This window comes from Sulfitobacter sp. HGT1, assembly GCF_013282155.1.
In the GTDB taxonomy this organism is placed as follows: Bacteria; Pseudomonadota; Alphaproteobacteria; order Rhodobacterales; family Rhodobacteraceae; genus Sulfitobacter.
In genome coordinates this window covers 25,093-34,308 of record NZ_BLWI01000015.1, presented here as the reverse complement: position 1 = coordinate 34,308, position 9,216 = coordinate 25,093, and the positions used below count along the sequence as shown (strand labels likewise).

The following is a 9,216-nucleotide window of genomic DNA, read 5'->3' as shown; positions in this document are numbered from 1 at the left end:
AGGCAACTTGGGGAATGTCGGCTAAGGCCAATGGCTTCTGCCAGCCTCAATCCGGTGTCCGAAAGCAAACCTACAATCCATCTCAGATCATCATCCTTTTCCAGACAGGCTTGCTGTATCAGGCTGATCTCGTTTTTCGAAAAGGGAAGTCGGTCGATTTTATCGTCACCCTCATTCGGAATATTGATCGCTTCGAATATGCGTCTGTCATCAAGTTCCCGTTCTCGGGACATCTGACGAAAGACGGGCCGAATAGAGTTCAGACGCCTCTTGATCGTCGCAGTCTTGTTACCCTTCTTCGCCAGAAACTTAACAAAGTCATTGGCGTTCTCTCTGGTATATTGGTCGATGGACAGATCACCAAACTCAGTAATGAATTCTGATACTACCCGTCGCCTAAGGGTACCCGCTCTTGAAACAGGGTCCTCTCCCTTGAGTTCCTGAAACTCCATAGTAGCTGACGAAAGAAATACAGGTGGCTTCTTCCCGTAGAACAAGTCCGCCGCCAACCGATGTAACGGGGGCAGATCATCAGCCCAGCTCGCGATGTTGTTTTCCGGCTCTCTGGCATCAGCCTGATATCGTAGCTCTTCCATGAACTTTTCTGGTTCAAGGTCTGCCTTCTTGTACTCTACATACTGGCCCGCCTTGATACCAAAAGAACCCAACAAAGCGTTAGCGGCACGAACCAATTCTGGCCCCTCAGACGCTGCCCCATCACGAAGACTTCCCCATAAGGCGTCTTGCTCCAAAGATTGACGGTGAGCTGCTTGCGCAGCCTTGCTCGCGTCTTTGGTCTGAAGTGAGAAGATCAGATAACCATTTTTCTTGGCTGGATAATGCTTGCGCAGGTCGTCGGGGATTCTTCGTCTGAAGTACCAAGGACTGCTCGCGTTCTTCTGAAAAATATACTTGGCCATCACGGTCAAGGCTCCGAATTCTAAGACTACAACGGACATATGCGTTACCCTTTGTGTCACCTTGAAGGCAGCAAAAAGACTTCTAACGCATTGTTTGCTAAGCGAATTTTGAAGAATTTATGGTGCCCCCACACGGACTCGAACCGCGGACCTATTGATTACAAATCAATTGCTCTACCAGCTGAGCTATAGGGGCACTGGGCGTTCGTTTAGAAGATTGCTGAACGGGGCGCAAGAGGGGAAATTGCAGATATTTTGCAGTTTTACAGATCGGGCAAGAACGGGTATTGGCTTGGGTACACCATAGAAGTTGAGCTTAATATCCATGCAGTTGGTTTTGCACGCAGGTGCGCATTACACCGAAGAAGAACGTTTGCTGAAAAGTTTGCTGGCAAATGCCGAAACATTGTCCAAAAACGGAACATTTGTACCGGGGCCCAGCACCTATCGCGGCCTGTTTCGCGATACTTTGAATGCGATGTACAAGTCTTCTGTTGCCGAAGGCGCGCGGGATGTGTTGCTGGATGCGGTGTTGGAAGACACCGAAGCAAAGCGCGTGATTTTGTCGGATGCGAATTTTTTCCGCACCCCCGCAACCGCGATGGTCGAAGGCATGCTCTATCCGGCCGCACCGGTGCGGATGATGCGTATGGTTCAGCTGTTCCCGAATGATCAGATCGAGCTTTTCATAGGGATTCGCAATCCTGCGACCTTGCTGCCGATTTTGCATGGGGTGTCGTTAGATAATTCCGATGCGCATTTCTGGGGCAACAGGGACCCGGCGGATGTGCGGTGGTCGGAAACTTTGGAGCTGTTGCACGATTCGGCCCCTGAAATTGCCGTGACGGTCTGGTGCAACGAAGATGCGCCGCTGATCTGGGGCAAGATCATGCACGAAATGGCCGGCTTGCCCGAAGCGGCCAAGATGAAGAACGAATTCGACCTGCTTGAAACGATCATGACCACCGAAGGCATGAAACGGTTCCGGTCCTATATGGAGGCGCATCCAGAGATTTCGGGGGCTCAGGAGCAGCGGGTGATTTCCGCGTTTCTTGACAAGTTTGCCATGGAAGACGCGATCGAGGAAGAGTTGGACATGGTCGGCTGGACCGATGATCTGGTCGAAGAAATGACCGAGAACTATGATCAGGATGTGCTGCGCATCCAGCAGATCCCCGGCATCCGGATGATCCTGCCCTAGCCGCGGCGCGCAGGCTAACGGGGGCCAAAGGGTCGGGCTGCGGCTGCCCGGACTTCCATCGCCATCAAACGGGCCTTAGGCCGGCCTGTGCCGATCCCGCAGCGGTGCTATAGGCAGGTCTGTTAATATTTGTTAACCTATGGGCACTTCTGCGATCCTTATTTATTTTGGAGAGAGATTAGCCGATGAGATTTGTAGCCCCACCCACCCGACATTTCATTTACGCGACGGCCCTTGCGGCGCTTTGCGGCCCTGCGCTGGCCTCGGACCACCGCGATTCACCTTTTACCCAGCAAAACCCGCAGGCCGATATTGGCGACACTTTCCTGTTTCAGGGCCCGCAAACCGGCGGGCTTGCCATGGTGATGACGCTTAATCCGCTGTCAGGTTCGGGGGCCGATGGCACCCTGCCCTCTGACAAGATCACATTGTCGCCGGACCTGATCTATATTTTCAACCTCGACACGGACGGCGATGCCAAGGCCGACATCGCCTATAAGATCAAGGTGGGCCAGCCGACCAATGGTCAACAGCAACCGGTTGAACTGCGCAGGGCCATCGGAGCCGAGGCACAGGACGCCAAATGGACCGGCACCGTGCATGGCAGCGGCCAGACCACGGCCCTGAACCAGGACCTCCAGGTGGTCAGTGGCAAGATGGATGAATTGCTGTTCGTCGGGCCGCGGCGTGATCCGTTCTTTTTCGATTTCCTGACCGTGGATGCCCCTGTCGCACTGGCCATCAAAGAGGCATTGGCCGGGGGTGACCATCTGCCCGCCGAAGGGTCATCCGAGCTGGCATTCGGGCGCACCGATATGACGCTGATCGTGCTTGAGGTGCCCGATCTGGGCAAAGACCCGTTGAATTACTGGGTGACGGTCGCGGACGGGACCGGCAATACGGTGGACCGCATGGGCCGCGCGGGCATTCAGGGCATCTATCTGGTGGATGCGCCAACGGGGTATAACCCTGAATATTACACCCCGCGCAATGCCGCGAAATATCCCACCATTGGCGATCTGAACAACGCCTATAATGCGTCCACGCCCGATCAGGACGGGGCCAATTACGGCGAACAATTTACCTACCGGTTCCAACAGCTTGAGGTCAGCCAAGACAAGCTGGCCGAAAAGGTCGCGTTTTACTTGCCCGATATGATCCAATGGGATCCGTCAGCGGCACCGGGCTATCCGAACGGGCGCAACCTGCGCGAAGATGCGATTTTCTGGACGCTTTATGACCTGAACCCGTTCATGGAGCCCGCCGACGGGGTCGAACTGCCCCATATCGGCACCCAACGGATGAGGGACCGCTTTCCCTATGTCGCACCTTCCATCAATCAGGCGTTCAAACCGGGTAACCAGATTGAACCGGTTTTCCCGATCTTCATGAAGTAAGCAACCGATAGGCTTGCAAGGTTCCTTTGCCCTTGGCCTCGATATCGCCGCCGCGCACGACCCTTTCGGGGGCTTTCAGCAGCGCGGCGGTATCGGCTGACAGAAATACCGTGTTCACATGGCACGCGCTGACCATGCGGGCGGCCGTGTTCACCGTGTCGCCCCAGATATCAAAGCTCAACCGCTTGGTCCCCACCACCCCGCTGGAAATGGGGCCTGTGTGAATCCCGATCCGCACCCCCCAACCGGCGACTTCGTCCTTGGCGGTTTGATCGAGATTGTTTTGCACATAGGCCAAAATCGCCGTCGCGGCGGCACAGGTTGCGGCGACATGGTCGATCTCGCCCGATCCGTTCAGATCACCGGCCACGGTCATATAGGCGTCACCGATGGTTTTAACCTTTTCGACACCATGCCGGGCCACGATATCATCAAACGCCCCGTAATAACGGTCTAGCATCCCCACCAGCGCGACAGGGTCCATCGATTCTGTTTTTTTGGTGAAATCCACAAAATCCGTGAACATCACTGTGGCAGACTGGATGTGGCGCGGGCGCACCTTTCCGCTGGCTTTCAGTTCTTCGGCGATGGTTTCGGGCATGATCGAACGGAGCAAATGCTCCGTCCGTTCTTTTTCAGCCTCAAGCGATGCATATAGCTGCTCGATCTGGTTCTTCTGGGCCTCGATATCCATGATCACACGGCGCTGGAAAGCCTGCGACCCATCCATCAGCTCCTCAAGCTCGGCGCGGTCCTTTTCCGACTTCGCAAGCCGCTTTTCCAACCGCCGCAGCAGTTTTTCAGGGTCGGAACCCTTTCGGTGTTGGACATCGGACGTCATGCACGAAGATCAGGTCGAAGGCGCGGTACCCAACAGCACCGCGAGAAATGCGTTGGTATGTTGGAGCGCCCTGCCCTGATTGCCCGCTGGACCGATTTCGCCGTAGGTATAGAAACCTGCGGTCGGAAAGGCCCCGCCGATGATGGTTTCAAAGCTTTCGTATTCTTCCTTGGTCCGCGTTCCCAATGCAGCACGGCGGCCCGCACAAGAGAAAAACAGCGCGGCGTCCGGCTTTTGTTTGGGGAACCCCTTGAAAGCGCTTTCCACAGCGGTCCGGGCGGCCGCGACAATCTCGTCGCGCGATGCCGTCGCAAGCTGCACATCCTTGTCGACCGCGACAGGGTTCACAAAGGTGACCGCACCGCTTGCCTCGTCAAAGGCCTGAGGCGACGACAACAGGAAATCATCCCGCTCGTCGCTGTACACCGCCAAGGGAAAGTGCACCGATTGCGCCTGCACATATTCCTTGTACAGGTTGATCGCGGGCTTGCCGTCGATCTCGTAGATTGTCGACCCTTCAGCCTTGGTCACCTTGTGAGGATTGCCAAGCGCCACATAGCCCGTTGCCACACCACAAGAATACACCAGCGGGCCGGACATGATCAGCACAGCCACTGAATCTGACGCGACATCGGTATTGCAAAACTGCTTGGTCCCCTGAAAGCGCATCTGGTCGCCCGATGCCCCGCCAACAATCGGGAAATCTTCGCCCAAGGCCGCGCGCAACCCGCCAACGATTTCGCTGATGTCGGGGCCGATGCCTTCGGGCATTGCCACGCAAAGCGCGGGCTTTTTATCGGTCTTTGAAAGGGCATCTGCCACGGCGGTTGCCGTTGCTTTTTTCGGGTCAGCCGATGCGCCATGGCCAATGCCAACGGTGAAATCGACCTCGTCAGACCCGAACAGGGTGATGACAACGCTGTCTTCCAAAAACCCGTCAGGGCCGGCAACCTCGCCATCGGTGGTACATCCAGCCAGCTCCACCCCGGGCAGCGCTTTTGCGAAGGCTTTGACCAGCACGTCGGCGTCGACGTCGATGCCGATAAATGCAAGCCCGGCCTTGGGCTGAACCCCGTCCATACCCGCCAATGCGATCTCGAGCGCCTCTTCGACAGCGTCGATCGTATCGACTTCCTCACTTGCACCAGTTGCAATCTTTAACATGTTCCCACTCTCCCCAGTTGAACTGTACTGATCTGTTTACCCTAGCTAATGCTACCCCATAGCCGTTAATCTGCCTCATGATGTGCCGGATGTTCGGCCCTGTGGAAACCCTTAATCGTTTCTTCGGGCCAACCCTTCCATGGCTTGGCAATCAATGCACCCCCAACGGTGCACCGGACACCCCTTGGTTTCATGCCGCAAACCTCGTTATTCAGCCCCCCGCCCATGGTTGCAGGTTGTTTTTGGCCACGATCAATTTTGTCTGCTCAAGCGCCGTTTCTTTGAGCGCTTCAAGCACCATGGGCAGCCAATTGCCTTTTTCCGTGGCCGTGACCCAAGGGTCTTGGGTCGTGGACACCAGAAAGTTGATCCCCGACCCGTTCGTGGGGGCCAGCGACAGCCGCGCGCCAAAGGCATCGACAAACTCCTGCCCGTAATCCCCGACCTCGAAGCTGGAGGAGGTGACGAACATCGGCTGGCTCGGCACCTCGCCCCCGTTATAGGCCCCGATGCTGAGCGCCTGAAACATCGCGGTGTTGAAATCATTGGCCAGTGCCACATCGGTGTTCCAGCCGTCCGCAGTGCGGAAATTCAACGCATAGGTGACGATGTTCTGATCCGACCCCATCTCGCGGAACAGTGTTTGAGCATCGGGATTGTCGGCAAAATAGGCCAGCAGATCGTCATTTTCACGCGGCACGATTTCATCGCGGATCAGGGCAAGCTGGGCGGCGATTTCGGCCTTGGACTTGCCTTGCTTTTCGGCGGGCAGACGTTGGAACGGCACCACCTTGAAACATTCATCTTCGCCCGCGACGGCCATCAGCTGCGCGTAGAAGCGTTTGGAATTAAAGATACATTTGCCCAGCAACTTGCCGTAGCCCGATTGATCGGGCCGGATGATCGCGTGCGACAGATACACACCCGCCGCCGCCGCGCCGGGTTTGGACCCCTCAATGCCATAGACCCCCACCGTGGGATCTACACCGCCGTGAAACACCACCGGCGCGGTAAAGGCGATCAGATCGCGCATCGCCCCGTTGCGATAGCACATGGCCCCCGCCGGATAGGGAATGAAACCCGCCTTGTGCGGATCAACGGTTTGCGTGTCGGCATGTTGCAACGCCTCGTATTGGCGCGTGACATAGTCGCTCATCACCAGTGCGGGGGTGTGTTCCAGCGCGCCTTGTTCGTTGCTGGGCCACGGATTGCGCGGTTTGCGCAGGATTGACGCGAAATACCCGCCCCATGCGCCATCCACGTGAATGGTGAACTCCATCCCTTTTTTGCGGTATTCCTCGCGCAGGGCCACGATATCGGCCAGCGGATCAACCGAGCTTTCCTCGGTCGTGCCAAGAACGGCGACCACCTCGAGCACGGGGCGGCGGTTTTGATAGCAGGTTTCGATCTGTTCGCGCAGATGATCCATCCGCATACGGCCATCCAGATCGACATGGGTGTTTTGAACGTGGTTCGCCCCCAAGCCCAACAGCGCCGCCCCTTTGGGCCACGAATAGTGCCGCGTGCTGGGGGCCATGATCACCGGCAGTTGGGTCACGTCCTTGAGATAGGTGCGGTGCATATCGGCCAGCCCGATGTTTTGCACCGAATATTTGTCCAACACGTCCTTGATGGTATCCGCCGAAATTCCGCAATCGGATTGCAGCCGGGGGGACAGGCCAATCACCTCGTCCACGCCAAGGTTCATCAGCGTCCAGTTGTCCAGTTCGATCAGTTTGGCGCTGCCGCCTTGGACCAGCGTGACCGTCAAATCCTTGGCTGCGGCCATCGACGGTTCACGCTTGATCGCATTGGCCAGCGATACGGGCAGATAGGTCAGATTGCGCGCGGCCCACATGCTTTCTGCGTTGGCGACCGACCCGTCACAGGTGATATGGGCCCAAGGGACGATGGTGCCCGGCGGCACGGTCTCGGCTTCGGGAACGGTATAGCCCAACATCCGCGCCAAATCCTTGCCGACCTCGATTTCCAGCAAGGTGGTCACGGGCGACGCTTCGGCTGCGACGTTGTTTTGATTGTACAGCATCGCGGCGAAATAGCCGATGAAACCGGGCATCGTGCAATCCCAATACATATGCGACTGGTTGCGATAGCTCGACAGCGGAATTGAGCCGTGCAAGGCGTGCAACATGTGATCAAGCTGGGTTTCCAGCGCCTCGATGGTGGTTTTATAGTCGGCTGATGCTTTGATTTCGTCGGTCACATAGACCGGATCGCGAAACTGCTGGCCATATTCGCGCCGCGCGCCCGCATTGGCCGCGACCGCTTTGCCCACCATCTGCTGCATCACGGATTCATTTTCGCCCATCGGGCCAATGAACCAGCCTGCCAGGGACGGCGTCCCCGTTTCATTCAATAAATCCAAGCGGTTGTTCGTCTGCGCCTGCGCGTGAAGCGCAGATACGACTTTGGCGAAATGCGTTTTGCTATCATGCGTTGCCATAAAAGAAGGCCCCCTAATAATTAAGAATACAATAAAGGGCCGCGAAAACTGCGATGCCCTGCCGGGAAAAAAACCGGAAAAATCGTTACCTGTATTAATGGTATACTAACAAATTTTTTGGCCCTGCGGTCAAAAAAAATGACCGCAGGCTTTAAGGCTGTGCTCTGTTTAGGTAGGCCAAAGGCCTATCGAGGGGTCAGCGCGTTTGCAGTCTTTCGATGATGCTGGCGGCTGTCACGGTGCCGATGGTCTTGCCGTCTTCCTCGACCGCGATTTCTGCCACGGTGTCGCCCAGCTGGTGGATCAAATCATCCACCGGCGTTTCGGCGGCCACTGTCTGGGCACCTTCCCCGCCCACGGGGCCCATCACATCGCGTGCGGTCAAAACGCCAAGCGGATTCATATTCGCAACAAATTCCGCGACATAGGGCGATGCGGGGTTCGAAAAAATCTCGCGCGGGGTGCCGCATTGCACGATACGCCCGCCTTCCATTATCGCGATGCGCCCGCCCAGTTTGAACGCCTCGTCCAGATCGTGGCTGACGAAAATGATCGTGCGCTTCAATTCGCGTTGCAAATCCAGCAGCTCGTCTTGCAGGCGCGTGCGGATCAGCGGATCAAGCGCCGAAAACGGTTCATCCATCAGCAAAATCGGAGCCTCGGTCGCAAAGGCGCGGGCCAGACCCACACGTTGCTGCATCCCGCCCGACAGTTCGCCAACCTTGCGGTCGGCCCAATCGGACAGCCCCACAAGGGCAAGCTGCCTGTCGGCACGTTCATAGCGTTCGGCCTTGGGAACATCGGCCAGTTCCAACCCCAATGCCACGTTGTCGCGCACAGACCGCCACGGCAGCAGGCCGAATTGCTGAAACACCATCGACACACATTCGCGGCGCACGCGGCGCAGATCAGTGGCCGAACTGGCGGCAATATCGCAAGACCAACTGCCATCATTGACCCGCACCGTCCCGCGCGCCATCGGGTTCAACCCGTTGACCGCCCGCAGCAACGTCGACTTACCAGAGCCGGAAAGCCCCATCAGAACAAGGATTTCGCCCGATTTCACATCCAGCGAACAGTTGTGGACCCCCAACACCTGACCGGTTGCGACCTCGATTTCGGCGCGGTCTTTGCCAGCGTCCATCAAGGGCAACGCCCGTTCGGGTTTATCGCCAAAAACGATGGATACATTGTCAAATTCAACGGCATTTTGCGGGGCGGTTTTCATG

At 56.8% G+C, this 9,216-nt stretch carries 7 protein-coding genes and 1 tRNA gene; 2 read left to right on the top strand and 6 right to left on the bottom strand.

Annotated elements, in window-relative coordinates; genetic code table 11:
* Positions 1-959 (bottom strand): DUF6538 domain-containing protein (locus HGT1_RS16920; RefSeq protein WP_375708115.1); only part of this gene is annotated, 959 nt, incomplete at its 3' end.
* A gap of 81 nt (positions 960-1,040) precedes the next feature.
* Positions 1,041-1,116, bottom strand: a tRNA-Thr gene (locus HGT1_RS16915).
* A gap of 129 nt (positions 1,117-1,245) precedes the next feature.
* On the opposite strand from HGT1_RS16915, the gene HGT1_RS16910 reads away from it, so the two are divergent.
* Positions 1,246-2,121, top strand: a complete 876-nt coding sequence (locus HGT1_RS16910; protein WP_176251140.1) for a hypothetical protein — start codon at positions 1,246-1,248, stop codon at positions 2,119-2,121.
* A gap of 185 nt (positions 2,122-2,306) precedes the next feature.
* Positions 2,307-3,518: a DUF4331 family protein gene (locus HGT1_RS16905; RefSeq protein WP_176251139.1), complete on the top strand. Its 1,212-nt coding sequence runs from the start codon at positions 2,307-2,309 to the stop codon at positions 3,516-3,518.
* Here the strand turns inward: HGT1_RS16905 and HGT1_RS16900 are convergent.
* From HGT1_RS16900 to choV, 4 genes are all read right to left on the bottom strand, one after another.
* The gene (locus tag HGT1_RS16900) at positions 3,508-4,359 is read right to left on the bottom strand and encodes an adenylate/guanylate cyclase domain-containing protein (protein ID WP_176251138.1); all 852 of its coding nucleotides are present in this window, start codon (positions 4,357-4,359) and stop codon (positions 3,508-3,510) included. The genes HGT1_RS16905 and HGT1_RS16900 overlap by 11 nt on opposite strands.
* Before the next feature lie 9 nt (positions 4,360-4,368).
* The gene (locus HGT1_RS16895; RefSeq protein WP_176251137.1) at positions 4,369-5,523 is read right to left on the bottom strand and encodes an FIST signal transduction protein; all 1,155 of its coding nucleotides are present in this window, start codon (positions 5,521-5,523) and stop codon (positions 4,369-4,371) included.
* 211 nt (positions 5,524-5,734) lie between these two features.
* Positions 5,735-7,987 carry a pyridoxal-dependent decarboxylase gene (locus HGT1_RS16890; protein ID WP_176251136.1) on the bottom strand — a complete coding sequence of 751 codons (2,253 nt, stop codon included), beginning with the start codon at positions 7,985-7,987 and terminating at the stop codon, positions 5,735-5,737.
* A 196-nt stretch (positions 7,988-8,183) separates the two neighbouring features.
* Entirely contained in the window at positions 8,184-9,215 is a 1,032-nt protein-coding gene (gene choV / locus HGT1_RS16885) for a choline ABC transporter ATP-binding protein (protein WP_255200253.1), read from the bottom strand.
* Between the last annotated feature and the right edge of the window lies 1 nt (position 9,216).

Excerpts from the sequence above, each read along its gene's own strand:
- HGT1_RS16895 (WP_176251137.1), bottom strand. The coding sequence starts at position 5,523 with ATGTTAAAGATTGCAACTGGTGCAAGTGAGGAAGTCGATACGATCGAC.
- HGT1_RS16890 (WP_176251136.1), bottom strand. The coding sequence starts at position 7,987 with ATGGCAACGCATGATAGCAAAACGCATTTCGCCAAAGTCGTATCTGCG.
- HGT1_RS16905 (WP_176251139.1), top strand. The coding sequence starts at position 2,307 with ATGAGATTTGTAGCCCCACCCACCCGACATTTCATTTACGCGACGGCC.
- HGT1_RS16910 (WP_176251140.1), top strand. The coding sequence starts at position 1,246 with ATGCAGTTGGTTTTGCACGCAGGTGCGCATTACACCGAAGAAGAACGT.
- HGT1_RS16900 (WP_176251138.1), bottom strand. The coding sequence starts at position 4,359 with ATGACGTCCGATGTCCAACACCGAAAGGGTTCCGACCCTGAAAAACTG.
- choV (WP_255200253.1), bottom strand. The coding sequence starts at position 9,215 with ATGAAAACCGCCCCGCAAAATGCCGTTGAATTTGACAATGTATCCATC.